This window comes from Ruegeria sp. AJ12 (assembly GCF_056536245.1).
This window is the reverse complement of the sequence record NZ_JBQFJJ010000001.1, coordinates 3455697-3477348: the sequence shown is the minus strand read 5'-3', so window position 1 is coordinate 3477348 and position 21652 is coordinate 3455697. Positions and strand designations below refer to the sequence as shown.

The window sequence follows — 21652 nt, the reverse complement described above, 5'->3', positions numbered from 1 at the left end:
CAAAAACTGAGCGACAATTCGACTACAACTTAAAGGTCGCGATCCACGCCGGGGAATGGCTGGATGAGGTTGTGAGGGAGGGCAGCAATGACTGCGGTTCAACTCACATTCACCGGTGCGTTTACATCCGGCGCGCCCGTATTCCCAGCAATGCCGCATGCTTCAAAAGTCACTCGTCGGGCATGTCGGCTCAGGCAATCACGATCCACGCACACAGTAACGAGTACCGACAACAGTCGCATTGAAGATCAACGGTCGGTAAAGAGATTGAAAACGCACTGATCTGAGCGACATGCATTCGGCGTACGAAATTCAATAGCATGTTTGCTTGGGCGACGATTGGGACAAAAAAGCAGAACAATTTCAATCAAATTCGAAGAGTAGCCATGGCCCGGAACAAACCAGGCCATGGCCTTCTTTTTAAGCTTTCAAGTCGCGACCTCGGTCACGATCCCGGCACCAACGGTTTTTCCGCCCTCACGCAGGGCAAACCGGACACCTTTTTCGATGCCGACGGGCTTGTGAAGGACAAACCCGACATCCGCCTGCGAGCCGGGAAGAACAGGCAGATCATCCGCGACATCAATCACACCGGTGATATCCGTCACGCCAAAGAAGAACTGCGGGCTGTACCCGGTCGAGAATGCCGTATGACGCCCGCCTTCTTCTGCGGTCAGCACGAAGATCTCGGCCCGGCCCTTTTGGTAAGGCTGGATGACACCCGGCGCGCTGAGGATCTGGCCGCGCTGAACCTCGTCCCGTTTCAGACCACGTAGAAGCAGGCCGACATTCATACCGGCCTTAGCCTCAGCCACGTCCTTGCGGAACGCTTGAGTACCCGTCACAACCAGCTCGGCACCATCATTGGACAGACCGATTACCTCGACAGGCTGACCAACCTTGATGACACCGCGCTCAACCCGGCCAGACACCACGGTGCCCCGGCCCGGGATGGTATGCACGCCTTCGATTGGCATCATGAACGGGCTGCCATAATCCCGCACAGGGTCGGGAAAATGGCGATCCATCGCATCGACCAGATCCTTGACGCAGGCCACTTCGGGTGCGTCCAGATCGCCGCGCAAAGCAGCCTCGAGCGCCTGCAAAGCAGAACCGAAGATGAACGGGGTGTTTTCATACCCCTGTGCCTCCAGCAACGCACCGGTTTCCAGCTCGATCAGCTCGGCCATTTCCAAGCGCTCGGCATCGGTCAGCATGTCCATCTTGTTCACGAAGACAACCATGTTGGCCACATTCACCTGACGGGCGAGCAGGATGTGCTCGATCGTTTGCTTGGCCGCACCTTCCGTTCCGTCAATCAACAGAATCGCACCATCCATCTGCGACGCGCCAGTGATCATGTTCTTCACATAATCAGCGTGCCCCGGGCAATCGATGTGGGCATAGGTCCGGGTGTCGGATTCGTATTCCACATGGCTGGTGTTGATCGTGATCCCACGGGTCCTTTCCTCGGGTGCCTTGTCGATCTGATCGAAGGACAAAGCTTGCCCGCCCAGGCGTGCGGCCTGGATCTGCGTCAGGGCAGAGGTCAGGGTCGTTTTCCCGTGGTCGACGTGACCAATGGTGCCGACATTCACGTTCAGTTTCATAGCCATTTCTTTTCTCCTTTGGCTCATGAGCGCCGCCCCACACACGCTGGCCAAGCGCATATGAGACGGCCATTGGCATTGGCGCGCCAATTTCAAATCGGACCGGATGCGGATGGCATATGGTCCGAAATTCAAAACCCCGGAGGCGGCGGCCATCCGGGGTCAAAAAATCTGAACCAAGCGGAGGCCAAAGCCTCCGGAAATCTCTTTCAGAGGCGGTTTAAAATTCCCATGAATCGACTGCGGACGCGTCAGCATTGACTGATGCGGCATACAAGTTCTGAATTTCAAGCACCGATTTCATGACGGTTATCCCCTGATTTGAGCGAGTTAGTTAGGTGTTTGTCATGCGCAATGCAAGGAAATTTCTTTCGGCACTTTCCTCTAGACTATCCAATCCTTGGGGTTAGATCAGTTGCACAGGCTATTTTTTCGATCATGACACAGCCTAGGGGCATTACCCATTATCATGTCCTGTATTGATTTTTAGCCGCTCTACGATTATCGAACGCATTCTGTCTCAACCCTGAACCCCACGGAAGACCCATGTAACGCTTGCGCACATATCTAGCCTTTAACCCGACCATACTGGCCGGGTGCTTTTTGTGTGACTTCGGTACATTGTGAGACAGTTATGAAAATCTACAAATATCCGCGCATGCGGCACATTGAGGGTTCGCGCCTTCAGGTCGGTGATATTGCGGACGACAAACCCATCAAAGAGTTGGCAGGTCAACATCTGATCATCGAGGAAAAGCTCGACGGTGCCAATTCCGCCGTTTCCTTTGATGAAGACAGAAACCTGTTGCTGCAAAGCAGGGGGCATTTTCTGCTGGGCGGAGGCAGGGAACGTCACTTCGCGCTTTTCAAAACCTGGGCGGCGGGGCACGCACAGACTTTCTATCCTGTGCTTGGCCATCGCTATGTCATGTATGGCGAATGGATGTACGCCAAGCACACGGTCTTTTATGACCGCTTGCCGCATTACTTCATGGAGTTTGATGTGCTGGATCGTGAAGCAGAGAAGTTTCTGAGTACAGCCGCGCGCCGATCCTTGTTAACGGGTTTGCCGGTGATGCCGGTGCCGGTTGTGCATGAAGGGGAACTTACTTCGGTCGACCAGATCAATACCATGGTCAGGTCCACACCCTACAAATCGGATTACTGGCGGGATGTGTTGACAAAGGCAGCAGTTCAGTCAAACAGCCGCCCCGATATGGTTGAGCAACAGACCGGGGATAGCGATTTGGCCGAGGGATTGTACATCAAGCTTGAAAACGGGGAGCGCGTTCAGGATCGTTTCAAGTTTGTACGAGCTGACTTCCATCAGGCCATTTAGGCCTCGGATGGCCACTGGCATGATCGGCCGATCCTGCCCAATGCTCTGGTCGATGGGGTCGACATTTTCGCGCCCAGACTTGGTGTGGAAGGAGCCTATGATGCACAAATCGGCAAAACCTACTGTGACCCATCAGCAGTTGTTGTCATTGGTTCCCACTGGTCCAATCTGGCAACCGAATTGGGATGCCATCTGGTCTCTTTGGCCGGAGTTAGCTGTGCTGGACGATTGCCCACAAGATCCAATCCACCATGCTGAGGGGAACGTGGGAATTCATACAAGAATGATGGTTGAGGTACTCGTCGCGGATGAGGAATGGCGGTCCCTGTCGCCGATTGATCAGAGCTATCTGTTCTGGGCGGCGGTTCTGCATGATATCGGTAAACCTGCCGTCACAAAGCGCGAGGAAGATGGACGCATTTCATCGCGGGGGCATTCGCGGGTCGGGGCGTCTATCGCCCGGCAATTGATATGGTTTGCTGGTTCCCCCTTTGCGTGGCGGGAAGCTTTTTGCGGGGTTATCAACCAGCATCAGTTGCCATTCTGGCTGATTGAACGCGGGGATCCCGAGCGGCTGGCCATTGAAACTTCCTGGCAGTGCCGTCCTGATCACCTTTGCCTGCAAGCCAAAGCGGATGCATTAGGCCGAACCTGTCAGGATAAGCAAACAATCCTGGAAAGCGTTGACCTCGCTACAGCGACATTCGAGGAAGCGGGTTGCTTTGATCGACCGTTTACCTTCGCGAATGACGAAAGCCGCGTGTCTTACTCAGACCGCGATCCGCACTACGCGGCACGTGAAGAGTTCAGGTGCAGAGTCACCATCATGTCGGGCCCGCCCGGGGCTGGCAAGGATACCTGGGTCTCTAATAACCGGACGGATCAACCGGTTGTCAGCCTCGATCTAATCCGCGAGGAATTAGGCGTGTCAGCGACAGACAATCAGGGGCAGGTCATTCAGGCCGCCCATGGACGTGCGCGGGAGCATCTCCGAGCGGGCACAGATTTTGTCTGGAACGCGACAAACGTCACACGGCAGAACAGATCAGAGATATTGCGACTCCTCCGGGACTATGATGCGCATATTGAGATCGCCTGTGTTGAGGTGGGCCCCAAACAGCTTTGCCAGCAGAACCGAGGCAGGTCGGATGAGGTTCCAGATGCCGTCATCGACCATCTGGCCAAAAAAGCTGGAGCCACCTGAAACTTGGGAAGCACATCGCATTATTGGTGATGTTTTATGACGCCGACGTAGTGGCTGCCGAGACACAGGTCTATTGCGTTTTGGTCACATTGCCTATTGATCAGGCTCAAAAGCCTTTGAAGGAGTCACCAGCCGCTTCATGGAGCGGCCTCCTATTGGTTCGTCGGAACCAAATCGTAACCCCAAACAAGGAAAGGGACATACATGCTTGTTCGTCACTACGCCCTTTCGGGGCCGATCAACACCTAAGCTGAAATCAGATCAGGTTTGATCCAGTTCGCCGGCTCGTAGCTGACGCATCTATATACGTTTATTGGGTACTATCTTATGGGCAATTCTGTCTTGGATGGTCGCGCGTCAGCCGGGTCCGGCGACGGCATCATCACGGAATTCTTTACATCTGCGGCCTGGATCGAAGGACGGGCCTAAACGCTACTTGAAGAGGTTGCTGGCTGGACCGGCGTGCAAAAAATCGCGGGTTTTCCTGATCTGCATCCGGGCAAATACGGGCCGGTTGGCTGCGCAGTGCTGGCTGATCGGATTTTTCCGCAGCTTATCGGCAATGATATTGGCTGTGGGATGTCACTGTTCCAACTTGACCTGCCCTCGCAGAAGCTGAAGCTGGAAAAGGCGCTGCGCCGGATGCGTGTTCTTGGAGAACCTGCATCTGAAGATCAGCGCTGGCGACTGGAAGATGCTGGCCTGCCGACCGATCTGTTTGCCACATCCCTCGGTACGGTTGGTGGCGGCAATCATTTCTGCGAGGTGCAGACCTTTGCCGAGGCTGATGAAAGTACTGGCCTTGATACATCGCGCCTCTATCTGCTGGTTCATTCCGGATCGCGCGGATTTGGCAATGCGGTTCTTGGTTCGGTACTGAAGGATGCCTTCGCGGGCCTTGACCGCGAAAGTGACACCGCGTTGGCCTACCTGCAGGATCATGATCGGGCCGTTCGTTGGGCCAGCCTCAATCGTCAGATTATTGCAGAACGTGCGGCGGAGGCCCTTCGGGCAGATCTGACACTGCTGGTCGATGTACCGCATGCGCGCATGCATCCCAGGCCGCAAACAGCGCAAGACAACTGTCCGATACGACAAGTGCCGCTACAAACGCCGAAATCGGATTGAGATCTTGTTTGGCAGATTGAAGGACTGGCACCGTGTGGTGACACGCTACGACCGTTGCCCCAAGGTCTTCCTTTCAGCCATCGCTCTCGCGGCAATTGTCATCTATTGGCTATGACTCCTGAGCCTAGTAGCAATGAAAGCTCAGCCCTCTGTAGTCGGTGACGATCCACTCTTCGCCTTGTTGTCTCGTGTACAGTGTGTACAGGCAATCACATAAAGCCGGAACATAACTGTTTTCGGGTCCGGAAACGTAAACTGTCGGACCGTCACCCCAAGCCGTGCCGGCTTCGATATTGGTCGCCCGCGACCGCTCGAAAACGATTGGCGGCCACTTGAAAGGCCTTTCGTCCGTCCGGCAAGTTCACAACGTTCAGGGGCCGGCCAAGATTCGAAATCGGTTCTGTGATTGGCCGTCCCACATAATCCTCAAGAATGATCTGGGCGTATTCGGCAAGAAGAACGAAAACAAAAATAAGTCTCATGATGACACCATTGTAAGGCCACTCGGAATGTCAACTGGCCGCACAAAGGAGACGATGTACGGGTCGCTTGGTCGCACGATGCAGCCGGTTTGCCAAACCTTACAAAGGTGTTCTGAACGCAATCGATGACGCTTTGGGCCTTGGGTGCGCGATTTTAGCCAGGGTCGTGAACTGTATCCTGTCTTCCAAGGCTAAGCTTTGGCCACGCGCGGTTCCGAGGCAGTCACACGACCGTGCGAAAAATCTCTTGCAACCGGTTGCAAAAATAAACATTGTACGTGGCAAATAGGATTCGGGAGAGTTGCATGCTGAGGATCGGACTGCTGGGTGCGGGTCGTATTGGGCGTGTGCACGCGCAGGCCATTGATGCGCATCGGCAAAGCAAGCTGTGCGCCGTCTCCGATGCCTTGCCCGAAGCCGCGGCTGCGCTTGCTGAGGAGCATGGTGCGGACGTGCGGAACTCGGACGACATCATCCAGGACGCCAATATTGATGCGGTTTTGATTGCGACGCCGACAGATACGCATTCTGACCTGATTGAGGCTGCGACTCAGGCTGGAAAAGCGGTTCTTTGCGAAAAACCGGTCGATCTGGACTTGCAGCGGGCAATTGCCTGTCAAAACACCGTTGCTGCACTGGGTCATCCCGTCATGATCGGGTTCAACCGTCGCTTTGACCCCAGCTTCACCGCGATGAAAACGTCCATCGACGCCGGAGAGATCGGGGCGATCGAACTCCTGTCGATTACCTCCTTTGATCCGGCTCCGCCGCCGGTGAGCTATATCAAGACGTCCGGCGGCTTGTACCGGGACATGATGATCCATGATTTTGACATGGCGAACTACCTGATGGGAGGACTTCCAGCCCGTCTTTCCGCCGTGGGGTCCTCACTGGTCGATCCGGAAATCGGGCGGGCCGGGGATGTAGATACCGCCGTTGTTACAATGACTTACGCGGATGGTCGCATAGCGGTCATCAAGAACTCGCGGCGCGCGGCCTATGGCTACGATCAGCGGATCGAGGTGCTGGGATCCAAGGGTCTTTTGCAGGCCCAGAACGTGCTGGAAAACACCATCGTCAAATCCACTGCGGACGGGGTTGTGGGGGCCAAGCCAACCTACTTTTTCCTGGAACGTTACATGCCGGCCTATCAGGCCGAATGGGCTGCATTCGTCGATGCGGCGTTGTTCGGTTCGGACTACCCTGTGACGCTGGAAGACGGGGTCGCAGCGCTGGCTATGGCCGAGGCGGCGACACGTTCGGCGCAGTCCGGAGGACCGGTGTCTGTGGATGAAATTTTGAAACCGGTTGCAAAATGATCGGATATCTTCAAACTGAAACCAGCTCCGCCCTGGGTCGGAGTACCAGAGATTCGGCTTTGCCGAATGATCGGGGTTGAGACCCCGGCCACAAGACAGACTGTTCTAATGGGAGGAATGGAAATGAAAATGTTTGTAAAAGGGGTTCTGATGGCCAGTGCGGTTGCGCTGGGCGCAGCGACCGGTGCTGCCGCGGAAGGCGAGAAATACATTCTGGTCAGCCACGCCCCTGACAGCGACAGCTGGTGGAACACGATCAAGAACGGCATCGCCCTTGCGGGTGAGCAGATGGGGGTTGAGGTCGAATACCGCAACCCGCCCACGGGTGACCTGGCCGATATGGCACGGATCATCGATCAGGCGGCGGCGTCGGGTCCCAACGGCATCATCACAACTCTGGCTGATCCAGACATTCTGGAAGGCCCGATCAAGGCTGCTGTGGATTCCGGAATCGACGTCATCATCATGAACACCGGCACGCCCGAAAAGGCGCGCGAAGTTGGTGCGCTGATGTATGTCGGACAGCCTGAATATGACGCGGGCTTTGCCGCTGGACAGCGCGCCAAAGGCGACGGCATTGGGTCGTTCCTTTGCGTGAACCACTACATCGTTCAGCCGTCCAGCCAGGAACGCTGCCAGGGCTTTGCTGATGGTCTGGGTGTCGAGCTGGGTGAACAGATGATCGACGCGGGTCAGGACCCTGCCGAAATCAAGAACCGGGTTCTGGCTTATCTGTCGGCCAACCCCGACACGGACGCTGTTCTGACGCTCGGCCCGACCTCGGCGGACCCGACGATTCTGGCGCTTCAGGAAAATGGCATGGCCGGTGACATCTATTTCGGCACCTTCGACCTGGGTGGTGAGATCGTCAAAGGCATCAAGGATGGGACTATCCAGTGGGGCATCGACCAACAGCCCTTCCTGCAGGCCTATCTGCCGATCGTGGTTATGACCAACTACCACCGCTATGGCGTTCTGCCGGGCAACAACATCAACTCGGGCCCGGGGTTTGTCACTGCTGACGGCCTGACCAAAATCGAAGAGTTCGCGGGCGAATACCGCTGATCGTCTTCACGGTGTGGGCGCGCAAGGCGTGCGCCCACACCAACCAATACTTCAAGTCTTTGAAGACCGCGCGAGGGAGGACTAGGAATGGCTGAGTCAGCGCAAACCACGGCAGGCGGTGACGAACGGATCAAACAGATCTCGCCCCTGCGGCGGGCCCTGATCCGCCCGGAACTGGGCGGGATGGTCGGTACCGTTGCCGTCTTCACCTTTTTCCTGCTGTTCGCATTCGACAGCGGAATGTTCACCAGTCAGGGCGTAATGAACTGGTCTGTCGTTTCGGCGCAGTTCATGATCATCGCCGTAGGTGCCTGTCTGCTGATGATCGCCGGCGAGTTTGACCTGTCGGTCGGTTCGATGATTGGCTTTGCCGGTATGATGATTGCGATTTTCTCGGTCACGATGAGCTGGCCTGTCTGGATGGCGATCATCGTCACCTTTGCTCTGTGCATTTCGATCGGGGCGCTGAACGGGTTCATCGTTGTCCGAACCGGCTTGCCGAGCTTCATCGTTACCCTGGCCTTCCTGTTCATTCTGCGCGGCTTCACGATCTTCCTGCCTCAGACGATTGAGCGCAAAACCATCATTGGCGGCATCAAGGATTCAGCCGAAGGCGATTGGCTGGCCTCGGTATTCGGCGGCAAAGTGCTTCAGGGTTTCTTTTCGTGGCTGGGCGACAACGGGCTGATCGAGACGTTCGAGCGGGGCAACCGCGCCGGTGAACCAGTGGTAGACGGCATCCCTATGCTGATCATCTGGGCCATTGTTATTATCATTTTCGGCCATGTGCTGTTGACCAAAACCAAGTTCGGAAACTGGATCTTCGCTGCCGGAGGCGACGCCGAAGCCGCCCGGAACTCGGGTGTTCCAGTGAACCGGGTCAAGATTTTGATGTTCATGTTCACGGCCTTCTGCGCCACGGTTTTTGCGACCTGCCAGGTGATGGAATTCGGTTCGGCCGGTGCGGATCGCGGTCTGTTGAAAGAGTTCGAAGCCATTATTGCTGTGGTGATCGGCGGCGCCTTGCTGACCGGAGGCTATGGCTCGGTTCTGGGGGCCGCACTCGGAGCACTGATCTTTGGCGTGGTGCAGCAGGGTCTGTTCTTTGCCGGGGTCGAAAGCTCGCTGTTCCGAGTGTTCCTGGGGGTCATCCTGCTGGGCGCTGTGATCCTGAACACCTACATCCGTCGCATCATCACAGGAGAACGCTGAGATGACTGAAGACACCAAATTCCATCACGGCGACGCCGAGGCAAAAAAGCCGATTATCCGCATGGTCGACATTCAAAAGCACTTTGGGTCGGTGATTGCTCTGGCCGGTGTCAGTTTCGATCTGAAGCCCGGCGAATGTCACTGTCTGCTGGGCGACAACGGTGCGGGAAAGTCGACCTTCATCAAGACGATGTCGGGTGTCCACAAGCCCACGGCGGGCGAGATTTTCTTTGAAGACAAACCCATGCATTTCGAAGACCCGCGCGATGCGATTGCCGCCGGGATCGCAACGGTGCACCAGCACCTTGCGATGATCCCGTTGATGAGCGTCAGCCGCAACTTCTTTATGGGCAATGAACCCACGCGCAAGGTTGCGGGCATCAATTTCTTCGACAAGAAACTTGCCGATGAAATCACCATGGAAGAGATGCGCAAGATGGGCATCAACCTGCGGGGTCCAGATCAGGCAGTCGGCACCTTGTCCGGGGGTGAGCGGCAGACGGTTGCGATTGCCCGCGCAGTGCATTTTGGCGCCAAGATCCTGATTTTGGACGAGCCAACATCGGCGCTGGGCGTGCGCCAGACAGCCAACGTTCTGGCGACCATCGACAAGGTGCGCAGTCAGGGGATTGGCGTCGTGTTCATCAGTCACAACGTGCGCCATGCGCTGGCAGTCGGTGATCGTTTTACCGTTTTGAACCGGGGCCAGACGCTAGGGACGGCTAAACGTGGAGAAATCACACCGGAAGAGTTGCAGGACCTGATGGCTGGCGGTCAGGAAATGGCCCAGCTTGAGGGATCACTGGGCGGCACCGTCTGACCCAATTACGACCCGAGCGTTCCGCCCGTGGGGCGGGGCGTTCAACAAGCGGTGGCATGATATTTCAGGGTGCAACCCTGTCTGTCACGAGAATTGGAACCTTCGAAAACATGAAAGACGACGGACTGCCCGCTGCGGGCTCCTGTTGAAAGGGATTATCATGACCAAGACAATCCGATTGACGGCTGCGCAAGCTCTGGTGCGCTATCTGGGGGCGCAGATGAACGAGGCCGGAGAGCCGTTCATCGCCGGTGTCTGGGCCATTTTCGGCCATGGCAATGTGGCCGGATTGGGTGAGGCCCTGCACGCTGTCAAGGACAGCCTGCCCACGTATCGCGGCCATAACGAGCAGACCATGGCCCATTGCGCGATTGCCTACGCCAAGCAAATGCGGCGGACCCGGACGATGGCTGTAACGTCATCCATCGGACCTGGGGCCACGAATATGGTCACGGCTGCAGCGCTGGCGCATGTGAACCGTCTGCCGGTTCTGATTATTCCCGGTGACGTATTCGCGACGCGGGGGCCTGATCCGGTTCTGCAACAGATCGAGAGCTTTGGTGATGGCACGATCAGCGCCAATGACTGTTTCAAGCCGGTCAGCCGTTATTTTGACCGGATCTCTCGCCCGGAACACCTGCTGACCGCTCTGCCGCGCGCATTCCGCACAATGACAGATCCGGCGGATTGCGGGCCTGCGACCCTGGCATTCTGTCAGGACGTTCAGGCCGAGGCGTATGATTATCCCGAAAGCTTCTTTGAGCCTCGCGTCTGGTATCAGCGTCGCATCCGCCCGGATGAGAGTGAACTGGCCCGTGCCGTGGCGGCCATCAAAGCGGCCAAGCGCCCGGTCATTGTCGCCGGCGGAGGCATTCATTACTCGGATGCGACGGATGCGCTGCAAAGCTTTGCCGAGACCCACAACGTCCCTGTCGCCGAGACACAGGCCGGTAAATCTGCCCTGGCGTGGGATCATCCGCTGAACCTGGGCCCTGTCGGCGTAACTGGAGGGGAGCCCGCCAATGCGGTCTGTGCCGAGGCTGATCTGGTGCTGGGCATTGGTACGCGGTTTCAGGATTTCACCACCGGCTCTTGGGGGTTGTTCTCGAATCCTCAGCGCGAGATGGTCTGTCTGAACACGGCGGCTTACGACGCGGAAAAGCATGGTGCGATGCCCTTGCAATCGGATGCCCGTGCGGGTCTGGAAGAACTTGCAAGCGCGTTGCAGGGCTACCGGGCGGACCCGGTGGCCGACACGCTCAAGTCGGACTGGTTCGGAAAAGTCGATGCGCTGACCGACGCGCCGGGCGACGGCAACGCTCTGCCGACCGACATGCAGGTCGTGGGCGCGGTTCAGCGTGCTTCCAATGACGACACGGTTGTGATGTGCGCGGCGGGCACCATGCCGGGCGAGTTGCACAAGCTCTGGAAAGCGCCGCGACCCGGTGCCTATCATATGGAATACGGCTTTAGCTGCATGGGGTATGAAATCGCCGGTGCCATGGGCATCAAGATGGCCCAGCCGGATCGCGATGTGATCTGCTTTACTGGCGACGGAACCTATCTGATGGCAAATTCCGAGATGGCCTCGGCCGCCATGATGGGGATTTCATTCACGGTTGTGATCACCGACAACCGCGGGTTCGGCTGCATCAACCGGTTGCAGATGGGGACCGGCGGGGCAGAGTTTAACAACCTGCTTGACCATGCCGTTCACGAAACACCCTCGGCCATCGACTTTGCCGCGCATGCCGCAGCGATGGGCGCGACGTCGGTCAAGGTCAGCTCGATCGCCGAGCTTGAAGAGGCGCTGGCCAAGCGCGGTGAGATAAAAGGTCCGTATGTGGTGGTCATCGACACCGATCCATACCCGTCCACCGAATATGGCGGCACGTGGTGGGAAGTGGCGGTACCCGAAGTCAGCATTCGCCCCGAAGTAAACGAAAAACGCGCCGCCTATGAACTGGCCATCAAGGAAAGAAACACGAAATGAGCGTGAAAATCGGGATCTCTCCGATCGCCTGGCAAAATGACGACCTACCGGATCTGACGGCGGATTACACGATGGAGCAGGCGCTGAAAGAAGCCCGTGAAATCGGGTATACCGGCGTGGAACGTGGCCAGCGCATGCCCAGTGACACCGAAGGTCTGCGCGCCTATCTCGAAGGCAATGACATCGCCCTGTGCGGCGGCTGGTGCTCGGGCGCGTCGCTGATCAATGACTTTGCAACCGAACGCGAAGCGGTGCGCGAACAGGTCGAGCAGTTCGTGGCCCTGAACAGCCCCTGCATCGTCTATGCGGAGTGTTCGAACACCATCCAGGCCCAAGCCGGAACACCGGTCAATAAACGCCCACAGCTGTCTCGGGATGAGGTTAAGGCCTACGCGGCAAAGATCACCGAACTGGCCAAATGGATGGGCGATCAGGGCATGCCAATGGCCTATCACCATCACATGGGCACGATCATCGAGAGCGAAGATGATGTGAACTGGCTTATGGACGGCTCGGGCCCCGAGGTGAACCTGTGTTTTGACACCGGGCACTTGTTGTTTGGAGGCGGCAATGTCATGGCCACTCTGGATCGCTGGGGCGACCGCGTTCACCACGTGCATTTCAAGGATATTCGCCCGCATGTTGTGCAGACGGCGCGTGAGAAGGATCACAGTTTCCTGGATGCTGTTGTCGGCGGCGCATTCACCGTTCCAAGCGACGGATGTATCGACTTCCAAGCGGTCGCAAATGCGCTCAAAGCCATGGATTTCGACGGGTGGATCGTGGTCGAGGCCGAACAGGATCCGGCCAAGGCGCCACCCTACGAATACTCGAAAATGGGCTATGACCACATCGTCGATGTGTGCGGCAAGGCCGGGTTGGAGATCATCGCGTAGACCACTGCTCAAAAGGCCGATGTCGAAGCCATGAAAAAGGAGTAAGTCGTGCTACATCAAGAGCTTGGATATGTCGGCTATTTCGACCGGGCATCCTGTGACCTGGATGAGTTCAAGGTTCTGACCTCACAGACCCTTTTGGCGAATGATGTTCCGCACGCGGCGACCATCGAGAAAAACGTTCCGGTCTATGACATGCACGCGCTGCGCCCAGCCTTGGAGCACGATGAGAGCCGCCGCGCTATTCTGGCGGAATGGGGCCGCGTGCTGGACACGTCGGCTGGCGTGATCGCCCTGAAAGGCGCGTTTGCGGATACATCCGTGATCGACCGTGCCACGGCGGTTTTCAGGAAGATCATTGACGACGAGCGTCAGAGCGGGTCCGGAGAAGGCGATCACTTTGCCGCCTCGGGTGCCAATGACCGAATCTGGAACGCATTGCAAAAGCAATGTCTGCAAGACCCCGAGGGCTTTGCGCTCTATTTCGGTAACACGACAATTGCGGCGGTGTGCGAGGCGTGGCTGGGCCCGAACTATCAGGTCACGGCGCAGATTAATCAGGTTCGACCCGGAGGCAGGGCGCAGCAGGCGCACAGGGATTACCACCTGGGATTCCAGAACGCCGAAAGTGCCGCCCGTTACCCGGCGCATGCGCATCTGGTAACGGCCTCGTTGACGTTGCAGGGAGCGGTTGCCCATTGCGACATGCCGGTGGAAAGCGGCCCGACCAAGCTATTGCCGTTCTCGCAACTTTATGCACCGGGCTATCTGGCGTTTCACGATCCTGCGCACAGGGATTACTTTGAGACGGCCTATATCCAGTTACCATTGAAAAAAGGGGATGCGGTCTTTTTCAATCCGGCGCTGTTTCATGCGGCAGGCGAAAACAGCAGCAGCAAAATCCACAGAATGGCCAATCTGTTGCAAGTCTCGTCCGCATTTGGCCGCGCGATGGAGGCGATAGACCGGCGGGCAATGGCGCAGGCGGTCTTCCCGTCGCTCATAGCGCTGAGACAGCGCGGTGATCTGAGTGCCACAGAACTGGAGGCTGCTATTGCCGCCACCGCCGAAGGCTATCCGTTCCCGACAAATCTGGACACAGACCCGCCGATTGGGGGCAACGCGCCCGAAAGTCAGGCCGACATCCTGCGCCGGGCCGTGTCTGAGAATTGGACAGAGGCAAAACTGACGGATGCTTTCGCGGCACTGCAATCACGGCAAGCTGCCTAGTGCGACAGGGTTGGGTCGTACGGCCGCCCATCAAGGAGACAACGGAATGGCAGACCTGCTGAAAAAACCCTTTGGCACGCGCGGCAAGGTGCATGACATCACCCCGGCAAGTGCCGGGTGGCGCTATGTGGGATTTGGGCTGTATCGCTTGCGCGCCGGAGACCGTGCGGCCGAGGCCACCGGCGACCGCGAGGTCATTCTGGTCATGGTCGAAGGTAAGGCGCAGATCACGGGCGCGGGACAGGATTGGGGTGTTTTGGGCGACCGGATGAATGTGTTTGAAAAGACCGCGCCGCATTGTCTGTACCTGCCGAACGGGACGGATTGGGAGGCTGTCGCAGAAACCGATTGCGTTATAGCTGTGTGTTCCGCGCCGGGGATGGGCGGGCACCAGGCCCGACGCATCGGCCCCGATGGCATCACCCTGACCGAACGCGGCAAGGGCACGAATACGCGCTATATCAACAACATCGCGATGGAAGGCGAAGACTATGCCGACAGCCTGTTGGTCACCGAAGTGTTCACGCCAAACGGGCATTGGTCGTCCTACCCCAGCCACCGTCACGACGAGGACGATTATCCGCGCATCACCTATCTGGAAGAGACCTATTATCACCGCCTGAACCCTGCCGATGGCTTTGGCATTCAGCGGGTCTATACCGATGACGGACAGTTGGATGAGACCATGGCCGTGTCAGATGGCGATGTCGTGACCGTCCCGCGCGGCCATCATCCCTGTGGCGCGCCATACGGGTTTGAGATGTATTATCTGAACGTCATGGCCGGGCCGCTGCGGAAATGGCGGTTCGTGCCCGCGCCAGAGGTCGAATGGATCATGGAACGGGACAGCTCTTAAGCCAGTAGGGTCGCCTGAGGGCCCCTGATCTTGCACACTACGGTCTCTGTGGTGGCGCTCCGAAGGTCCGAATGATGCTGCGGGCGGCGGATTCTACGGGGTCGATGGTCTCTTTGAGAATGGCCACCCGGTCAAACCTGTCGGGGTCGCGATTGACCGCGTCCCGCAAGGCGGCGCCAAAGGCCATGCGCAGTTCGGTTCCGATGTTGAACTTGCAGATGGAGGTCTCGCGGGCCAGCCGACCGCGCTGTTCCACCGGCACGCCCGAGCCGCCATGGATCACCAGCGGCACATCTGTCATGGCGTCGATCTGGCGAATGCGGTCCTCGTCCAGACCGCCTTCCTTGTTTTCCTGCAGATGCACGTTCCCGACAGAGATCGCCATCGCATCAACGCCGCTGTCCTTTGCGAACTGGGCGGCCTCGGCAGGATCAGTGCCATTTGATCCTTCGCCCCCGGAATAGCCGACAAAGCCGATCTCGCCTTCGCAGGAGATGCCCGCCGCATGCGCCATCTCGGCGATGGCGGCGGTTTCGTCGATGTTTTGCTGCAAGGGTTTGCGGGACCCGTCAAACATCAGAGATGTGAAGCCGCTGTCCAGCGCGATCTTGCACTCTTCGAACGTGTAACCGTGGTCCAGATGGGCGACCACCGGGACCGAGGCGTTTTCGGCCAGATGCCGGAACATCTTGCCCAGAACCGGCAGGGGCGTGTGCTCGCGACAGCTCGGCCCGGCCTGCAGGATCACCGGTGCGTTTTCCGCCTCGGCGGCGGCGACATAGGCGCGCATATCTTCCCACCCGAGTGTGACAAGCCCGCCGACGGCATAGCCCTGTTGGTAGGCTGGCGTCAGGGCGTCAGAAAGTGTGGCAAGGGTCATTTGAACTTTGCAATCATGTCTTTGATGCCGGGGATGGTCTCGACCTGGTACGCGTGTGTTGGCTGAAAATACTGAACCAGAGAGCGCTGGCTGAGCCCGCCGAGGATGGTGAAATAGTACATCTCGTACCCGGGCAGAACGCAGCAGGGGTGGTAACCCTTGTCGATACAGATCGTTGAGCCGTCGACGATGTGGTAGGCGTCGCCCGGCTTGTTGTCTTCGCGCTGCAGCATTTGCAGGCCCGAGCCCCAGTTGGGTTTGAACCGGAAGTTATAGGTCTCGTCGTGGCGGGTTTCATCCGGCAGGCGATTGGTGTCGTGTTTGTGGCTTGGAAAGCCGGACCAGCCGCCCTGACCTACGGTGAACAGCTCGCTGACCAACAGGCGCCCGACCTTATCATGCTGTTTTTGACCGAGGATGTGTTTGATCTTGCGATGCGTTTTGGTGTCATCGCTGCCGTACTGAACAAGATCATGCGCGCGGACATCGAACGGGTCCAGGACCGTGTCGTATCTGGCACCGGCGACAAACACTTCGGCGTCGTCCGAGACGCAGACCATCCGCACTTTGGCGCCAACCGGGACATAGGCGCCCTCCGGCTCTCCGTCCCACACATCTTCGCCGCGGTTGCCCAATGCGTCAAAGCGCACGCCCTCGACGTCGACATCCACACTGCCCGTGGCGGGTACGATGCAGGTTTCATAACCGGGTACCTGATACTCGAACGCCTCACCCTTTTTCAGTTTGACGATGTTGAAGTAGTTCAGCGGCACCGTCGGATCATCGGCATCGACAATCGGCTGGTTCTGGTTGTCATAAGGCGCAATATGCATGGGTTACTCCTGTGGGGCCGAGGTCGGTCCCGGGTGGGACGCCAGAAACGCGTCCAGTTCTGATATGTTGGGCATCGCCGGGGCACAGCCGGGTTGCGACACGACGATCGAGGCACACGCGGACCCGCGCATGACGGCCTCTTTCAGAGGATGCCCCGCTGCGATCGAGGCCAGCAGGCCAGCCATGAAACTGTCACCAGCACCATTTGGCTTAACGGCTGTGACAGGATAGACACCGGTACGGATTTCCTGCCCGTCCATCAGCGTGACAGCGCCTTTTTCACCCATCTTGTAGATGACGATGCGACCCGGTCTTTCGGCCAGTTCCCGGGCCTTGGCAAAGCCTTTCTCGATACCACCGGCCATGAACCCAAACTCTTCGTCATTACCCACGATCAGGTCGCTGGCATCCCCGGCACGCGACAGTACATCCGATGCGACCTCGGGCGAGGGCCAGCTGTAGGGGCGGTAGTCGATGTCGAATATGACGGGCAATCCGGCATTCCGCGCATTTTCAAAAGCCCGGAACGTGGCCCCGCGTGAGGGTTCAGCGGCGAAGACGGTACCGGCTGAAATAACGGCCGAGAACCTGCTGTAGTCGACCTTGTCCATATCGTCTTCGGTGACCTGAAAATCGACGGCACCATTGCGGTAGATGACATTTTGAAAGTCTTCGGTCCGGCTTTCGTAAACTGCCAGTGACATGCGATATTCGCCGCCGACTACCTTGATGAATGAGGTATCGACCCCGTAGTGGCGCAACCGGTTCAGACAAAAACGGCCAACCGCATCGTCCGAAACGGAGGTGATCAGCGCCGCCTGTCTGCCAAGTTTGACAAGACCTGCACAGATATTGGCGGACGAGCCGCCCAGATCTGCCCGAAAGGTTTCAGCATCCTCGCTTTTGACGCCAATTGGGTCCGCGAACAAATCCATGCCCGCACGTCCCAGAACGGCAAACCGGTTGCCTTTGATACCGTCGATCAGAGCGCTCACGAAATTCCTCCGGGGCAAAATTGGTCTGGCAAAGCTGTTGGAACTTGCATTGGATCGATTCACACGATACTGATTTTGCAACCGGTTGCAATTGATATATTCGGAGCCGCGAGAGATGCCTGAAATCGGAATAGGAATTGTTGGCGGCGGCTATATGGGCAAGGCGCATTCGGTTGCCATGTCCGCAGTCGGTGCTGTGTTTGATACGGCGCTCAGACCGCGACTGGAAATGATCTGCGCCTCATCCCCGGAAAGCGCCGAGCGATACCGGGTGGCCTATGGATATCAACGCGCGACCAAGGACTGGCGTGTATTGGTGACCGATCCTGCTGTCGAGGCCGTGGTGATTGCATCACCGCAAACGACGCATCGTCAGATCGCCGAAGCAGCCCTGGCACTCGGCAAGCCGGTTCTGTGTGAAAAACCGCTCGGCGCAACTTTGGAAGACGGTCGGGCCATGGTCGATGCAGCCGAGGCGGCTGGTGTAACCAATATGGTCGGATTTAACTATGTCCGTACGCCTGCCACCCAATTTGCACGACAGCTTATTGCCGATGGCGAACTGGGAGACATCACCTGGTTTCGTGGCGAGCACACTGAAGATTTCTATGCCGACCCGGAGGCCCCCGCCACATGGCGCACCTCTGGCATGTCGAACGGCACAATGGGTGATCTGGCCCCGCATATGCTCAATGGCGCATTGGCTTTGATCGGGCCAATCGCCGAAGTCATGGCCGAGGTTGAAACTGTTCACCGCACGCGTCCTGGAGGCAGCGTCACCAACGACGATCACGCGCAGATCATGTGCCGGTTCGAAAACGGGGCCATGGGCAATATCTATGTCAGCCGGATCTCCACTGGCCGGAAGATGGGCTATGCCTATGAAATTTCAGGGACCAAAGGGGCGATCCGGTTCGATCAGGAGGATCAGAACGCTTTGTGGTTCTATCGCCGTGAAGGCCCCGAAGCTTCAAGAGGGTTCACCAAGATCCTGACTGGACCGTCGCATCCAGATTATGAACCCTTCTGTCAGGGTCCCGGGCATGGCACCGGCTATCAGGACCAGATCATCATCGAAGCCAAGGATTTTCTGCAGGCGATCCAGACAGGCGAAGCGATCTGGCCGACCTTCCGGGACGGGCATGAGGTCAATCGCATAGTGGCCGCTGCGCTTGCCTCATCGGACCAGCGGCAATGGAAACAGATCAGCGATTTATAGTCGCTATTCCAACGAAATTTTGAAGAGAGACGAAGACCATGGCAAAGCTGAAATGGGGTATGATTGGCGGTGGCGAAGGCAGCCAGATCGGACCCGCGCATAGACTGGGCGCGCTTGCGGACGGGCATTTCGAGTTTGCAGCGGGTGCCCTGGATCACCGCCCGGATGTAGGTCGCGACTATGCCCAGCGTCTGGGTATCGCGTCTGATCGTGCCTATGGAAACTGGCAAGAGATGCTGGCGGGTGAACAGGATCGCGCAGATCGGATCGATCTGGTGACAATCGCGACGCCCAACTCGACCCATTTCGAAATCGCCAAAGCCTTTCTCGAAGCCGGTTTCAACGTGCTGTGCGAGAAGCCGATGACCATGACAGTTGAAGAAGGTGAAGAGATTGTTCGCGTCGCCGAAGCCTCGGGCAAGATTTGCGCCGTGAACTATTGCTATTCCGCCTACCCGATGATCCGGCAGGCCCGCGCAATGGTGCGCGCCGGAGAGTTGGGCAAGGTGCGTCTGGTCGTCACGAACTTCAGCCACGGCCACCACGGCGATGCAGCGGATGCCGACAACCCGCGTGTCCGCTGGCGGTACGACCCCGAGATGGCGGGCGTGTCCGGGCAGTTTGCCGATTGTGGAATTCATGCGCTGCACATGGCGAGTTTCATTTGTGACGACGAGGTCGAGACACTGTCTGCCGATCTGGCCTCGACCATTCCAAGCCGCGTGCTGGAAGACGATGCCATGGTCAACTTTCGCATGGAAGGCGGGACCGTCGGGCGGCTGTGGACCTCTTCGGTCGCCATCGGGCGGCAGCACGGGTTCGACATTCAGGTGTTTGGCGAGACCGGCGGCTTGCGCTGGGCTTCCGAGCAACCCAATCAGTTGGTTTACACGCCCGTCGGCGGACGAACGCAGATCATCGAAAAGGGCGAAGGCGACCTGCATGCCGAGACGCAACGCCTGTCCCGCGTCGCCATTGCGCATCCCGAAGGGTTCCCGCTGGCCGTTGCGAACATATACTGCGACCTGGCCGATGCGATCCGGGGCGAGGTCCGGGACGGATTGCCAAGCCCGTCCGATGGCGTCCGGTCAATTGCGGCTGTGCATGCCGCTGTTGCATCGTCGAGGGACGCAGGCGCCTGGAAAGACGCGCGCCCGCCGATGTTCCGCTGATCACGGGCGGGGTTTGAGCGTGCCCCGTTCGATCACCCTGCACGGAAAGATACGGGCCTCTGGATAGCGCTGAGGCTCTTTCAGCATTTCTTCGATCAGATCGACCGATGATGTGATGATCTGTTTGATGGGTTGATGAATCGTGGTCAGGTCAACGCTTTCCCAGCGCGACATTTCCATGTCGTTCAGGCCGATGACGCCGATGTCCTCGCCGGGTTTCAGCCCGTGATCGGTCAGTGCCGACAGCGCCCCGATGGACAGGATGTCGTCGCCGCAGAAATAGGCCTCGGCCGGCGTGCCCGCGAGCAGCCTTAACATCTCGGCACGTCCCGCTTCAAAGGAATACGCGCTGGCAAAACAATAGGAGACGTCGATACCGGGATGGTTGCCCAGTTCCTCCATGAACCCCCGATGCCGGTCCATTGCCGATGTCGCATCCTTGGGCCCCCCCAGATACCCGACACGTTGGTAGCCGCGCGCCAGCAACTCGCGGGCAGCCATGCGGCCGCACTCGACATTGTCAATTCCGACGACATGAACCTCGGGCGAAGTGGCAGATCGCCCGAACGTATGGACAACGGGCACACCCGCATCGTGAAAGGCCTTGGCAAAGCTGGCAGGCAGGGTGGACGAGGCCACAATGACCGCGTCAACGGAATACTGCCGCAGCATTCTGACCGAATTGGCTGGTTCGGTTTCATCCGTCAGGTTCACGATCAGAGGGCGCAGGCCACGTTCCTGCAAGGCGCGGGTGAACTGGTCGAAGACTTCGAGAAAGATCGGGTTATGAAAGTTGTTTGAAATCAAGCCGATAAGTTTCGTGCGCCCGGTCGTGAGGGATGAAGCCAGCGCGTTTGGGCTGTATCCCAGTGCCTGAGCCGCTTTCTCAACCTTGCTGCGGGTTTTGGCCGAAACAGACGCACCCTCGGTGAATGTGCGAGATACGGCCGAGCGGGACACGCCGGCCAAGGCTGCGACTTCTTTAAGGGTGACGCTCATGACCGTGTGGTCCGGCAATCGGGGTGTGGAGTGTTTTCCATGTCTTTCATGGCGGAACACTAGGCATTTTGCACCCGACTTGCAATCGGTTGCAAAACACTCTCGATCTACCAGACTGCGCTTGTGTCGAAGTCAGTTGGCGTGAAAGGTCTGGCCAGGCATTTCTGCATCGCAATGATCAGGATTGTTCCCGATACTCGACAAAGGCAAGCCAGTGAGTTTTCGAGTTCAAAGCCGAGCAGATTTTCAACCTACTGACGGAAACTCCCGGGAAGTAGAGAATGAATGTTCTAACGGCATCGGGTTTTCGTGTTGCTCTTGGCAGTTTTTGGGCGCGCTCGCTTCTGTTCCGCCAACAGAGTTGGAGCGCGTGTCACGGATGACGCAATTGCGCGTGCG

At 57.9% G+C, this 21652-nt stretch carries 18 protein-coding genes and 2 pseudogenes; 15 read left to right on the top strand and 5 right to left on the bottom strand.

Going from position 1 to position 21652, the window contains the following annotated elements:
• Nucleotides 1-428 precede the first annotated feature (428 nt).
• The gene (locus ACR3E0_RS17380; RefSeq protein ID WP_480480098.1) at nucleotides 429-1616 is read right to left on the bottom strand and encodes an elongation factor Tu; all 1188 of its coding nucleotides are present in this window, start codon (nucleotides 1614-1616) and stop codon (nucleotides 429-431) included.
• A gap of 628 nt (nucleotides 1617-2244) precedes the next feature.
• On the opposite strand from ACR3E0_RS17380, the gene ACR3E0_RS17375 reads away from it, so the two are divergent.
• From ACR3E0_RS17375 to iolB, 13 genes and pseudogenes are all read left to right on the top strand, one after another.
• Nucleotides 2245-2949, top strand: a complete 705-nt coding sequence (locus ACR3E0_RS17375) for an RNA ligase family protein (RefSeq protein WP_480480097.1) — start codon at nucleotides 2245-2247, stop codon at nucleotides 2947-2949.
• Nucleotides 2950-3235: 286 nt separating this feature from the next.
• Nucleotides 3236-4153, top strand: a complete 918-nt coding sequence (locus ACR3E0_RS17370) for an AAA family ATPase (RefSeq protein ID WP_480480096.1) — start codon at nucleotides 3236-3238, stop codon at nucleotides 4151-4153.
• A 450-nt stretch (nucleotides 4154-4603) separates the two neighbouring features.
• Nucleotides 4604-4783, top strand: a pseudogene (locus ACR3E0_RS17365) (RtcB family protein); the annotation flags it as partial.
• Nucleotides 4784-4795: 12 nt separating this feature from the next.
• Nucleotides 4796-5281, top strand: coding sequence for an RtcB family protein (locus ACR3E0_RS17360; RefSeq protein ID WP_480481082.1), 486 nt, complete (start codon nucleotides 4796-4798; stop codon nucleotides 5279-5281).
• Nucleotides 5196-5396, top strand: a pseudogene (locus ACR3E0_RS17355) (transposase); the annotation flags it as partial. The gene ACR3E0_RS17360 and the pseudogene ACR3E0_RS17355, both read left to right, overlap by 86 nt.
• 672 nt (nucleotides 5397-6068) lie before the next feature.
• The gene (gene iolG / locus ACR3E0_RS17350; RefSeq protein WP_480480095.1) at nucleotides 6069-7082 is read left to right on the top strand and encodes an inositol 2-dehydrogenase; all 1014 of its coding nucleotides are present in this window, start codon (nucleotides 6069-6071) and stop codon (nucleotides 7080-7082) included.
• Nucleotides 7083-7205: 123 nt separating this feature from the next.
• Nucleotides 7206-8147: a sugar ABC transporter substrate-binding protein gene (locus ACR3E0_RS17345; protein WP_480480094.1), complete on the top strand. Its 942-nt coding sequence runs from the start codon at nucleotides 7206-7208 to the stop codon at nucleotides 8145-8147.
• Between the two features lie 87 nt (nucleotides 8148-8234).
• Entirely contained in the window at nucleotides 8235-9359 is a 1125-nt protein-coding gene (locus tag ACR3E0_RS17340) for an ABC transporter permease (RefSeq protein WP_480480093.1), read from the top strand.
• Between the two features lies 1 nt (nucleotide 9360).
• Nucleotides 9361-10179: an ATP-binding cassette domain-containing protein gene (locus tag ACR3E0_RS17335; RefSeq protein ID WP_480480092.1), complete on the top strand. Its 819-nt coding sequence runs from the start codon at nucleotides 9361-9363 to the stop codon at nucleotides 10177-10179.
• A gap of 160 nt (nucleotides 10180-10339) precedes the next feature.
• Nucleotides 10340-12172, top strand: a complete 1833-nt coding sequence (gene iolD / locus ACR3E0_RS17330; RefSeq protein ID WP_480480091.1) for a 3D-(3,5/4)-trihydroxycyclohexane-1,2-dione acylhydrolase (decyclizing) — start codon at nucleotides 10340-10342, stop codon at nucleotides 12170-12172.
• A complete protein-coding gene (gene iolE, locus ACR3E0_RS17325) occupies nucleotides 12169-13068 on the top strand; it encodes a myo-inosose-2 dehydratase (RefSeq protein ID WP_480480090.1) in 900 nt (299 codons plus the stop codon). Before iolD ends, iolE begins: the two co-directional genes overlap by 4 nt.
• A gap of 48 nt (nucleotides 13069-13116) precedes the next feature.
• A complete protein-coding gene (locus tag ACR3E0_RS17320; protein WP_480480089.1) occupies nucleotides 13117-14298 on the top strand; it encodes a phytanoyl-CoA dioxygenase family protein in 1182 nt (393 codons plus the stop codon).
• A 46-nt stretch (nucleotides 14299-14344) separates the two neighbouring features.
• The gene (gene iolB, locus ACR3E0_RS17315; protein WP_480480088.1) at nucleotides 14345-15154 is read left to right on the top strand and encodes a 5-deoxy-glucuronate isomerase; all 810 of its coding nucleotides are present in this window, start codon (nucleotides 14345-14347) and stop codon (nucleotides 15152-15154) included.
• Between the two features lie 37 nt (nucleotides 15155-15191).
• Here iolB and ACR3E0_RS17310 read toward each other — a convergent pair whose 3' ends face one another.
• Genes ACR3E0_RS17310 through iolC form a run of 3 tightly spaced genes read right to left on the bottom strand, consistent with a single transcriptional unit; the run spans nucleotide 15192 to nucleotide 17863 of the window.
• A complete protein-coding gene (locus tag ACR3E0_RS17310) occupies nucleotides 15192-16034 on the bottom strand; it encodes a class II fructose-bisphosphate aldolase (protein WP_480480087.1) in 843 nt (280 codons plus the stop codon).
• Complete coding sequence (locus tag ACR3E0_RS17305) at nucleotides 16031-16867, bottom strand: 5-deoxy-glucuronate isomerase (protein WP_480480086.1); 837 nt, start codon at nucleotides 16865-16867, stop codon at nucleotides 16031-16033. Before ACR3E0_RS17305 ends, ACR3E0_RS17310 begins: the two co-directional genes overlap by 4 nt.
• A 3-nt stretch (nucleotides 16868-16870) precedes the next feature.
• Nucleotides 16871-17863 (bottom strand): 5-dehydro-2-deoxygluconokinase, encoded by a 993-nt coding sequence (gene iolC / locus ACR3E0_RS17300; RefSeq protein ID WP_480480084.1) that lies wholly within the window; start codon nucleotides 17861-17863, stop codon nucleotides 16871-16873.
• Between the two features lie 115 nt (nucleotides 17864-17978).
• On the opposite strand from iolC, the gene ACR3E0_RS17295 reads away from it, so the two are divergent.
• Nucleotides 17979-19082, top strand: coding sequence for a Gfo/Idh/MocA family protein (locus ACR3E0_RS17295; protein ID WP_480480083.1), 1104 nt, complete (start codon nucleotides 17979-17981; stop codon nucleotides 19080-19082).
• 38 nt (nucleotides 19083-19120) lie between these two features.
• A complete protein-coding gene (locus tag ACR3E0_RS17290) occupies nucleotides 19121-20254 on the top strand; it encodes a Gfo/Idh/MocA family protein (RefSeq protein ID WP_480480082.1) in 1134 nt (377 codons plus the stop codon).
• On the opposite strand, the gene ACR3E0_RS17285 is transcribed toward ACR3E0_RS17290, so the two are convergent.
• Nucleotides 20255-21253, bottom strand: coding sequence for a LacI family DNA-binding transcriptional regulator (locus tag ACR3E0_RS17285; protein WP_480480081.1), 999 nt, complete (start codon nucleotides 21251-21253; stop codon nucleotides 20255-20257).
• Between the last annotated feature and the right edge of the window lie 399 nt (nucleotides 21254-21652).

Coding starts and splice junctions, on each gene's coding strand:
- iolD (WP_480480091.1), top strand. CDS start 10,340: ATGACCAAGACAATCCGATTGACGGCTGCGCAAGCTCTGGTGCGCTAT.
- ACR3E0_RS17380 (WP_480480098.1), bottom strand. CDS start 1,616: ATGGCTATGAAACTGAACGTGAATGTCGGCACCATTGGTCACGTCGAC.
- ACR3E0_RS17290 (WP_480480082.1), top strand. CDS start 19,121: ATGGCAAAGCTGAAATGGGGTATGATTGGCGGTGGCGAAGGCAGCCAG.
- ACR3E0_RS17345 (WP_480480094.1), top strand. CDS start 7,206: ATGAAAATGTTTGTAAAAGGGGTTCTGATGGCCAGTGCGGTTGCGCTG.
- ACR3E0_RS17340 (WP_480480093.1), top strand. CDS start 8,235: ATGGCTGAGTCAGCGCAAACCACGGCAGGCGGTGACGAACGGATCAAA.
- ACR3E0_RS17285 (WP_480480081.1), bottom strand. CDS start 21,253: ATGAGCGTCACCCTTAAAGAAGTCGCAGCCTTGGCCGGCGTGTCCCGC.
- iolG (WP_480480095.1), top strand. CDS start 6,069: ATGCTGAGGATCGGACTGCTGGGTGCGGGTCGTATTGGGCGTGTGCAC.
- iolB (WP_480480088.1), top strand. CDS start 14,345: ATGGCAGACCTGCTGAAAAAACCCTTTGGCACGCGCGGCAAGGTGCAT.
- ACR3E0_RS17335 (WP_480480092.1), top strand. CDS start 9,361: ATGACTGAAGACACCAAATTCCATCACGGCGACGCCGAGGCAAAAAAG.
- ACR3E0_RS17295 (WP_480480083.1), top strand. CDS start 17,979: ATGCCTGAAATCGGAATAGGAATTGTTGGCGGCGGCTATATGGGCAAG.
- ACR3E0_RS17370 (WP_480480096.1), top strand. CDS start 3,236: ATGGTTGAGGTACTCGTCGCGGATGAGGAATGGCGGTCCCTGTCGCCG.
- ACR3E0_RS17375 (WP_480480097.1), top strand. CDS start 2,245: ATGAAAATCTACAAATATCCGCGCATGCGGCACATTGAGGGTTCGCGC.
- ACR3E0_RS17360 (WP_480481082.1), top strand. CDS start 4,796: ATGCGTGTTCTTGGAGAACCTGCATCTGAAGATCAGCGCTGGCGACTG.
- ACR3E0_RS17310 (WP_480480087.1), bottom strand. CDS start 16,034: ATGACCCTTGCCACACTTTCTGACGCCCTGACGCCAGCCTACCAACAG.
- ACR3E0_RS17305 (WP_480480086.1), bottom strand. CDS start 16,867: ATGCATATTGCGCCTTATGACAACCAGAACCAGCCGATTGTCGATGCC.
- iolE (WP_480480090.1), top strand. CDS start 12,169: ATGAGCGTGAAAATCGGGATCTCTCCGATCGCCTGGCAAAATGACGAC.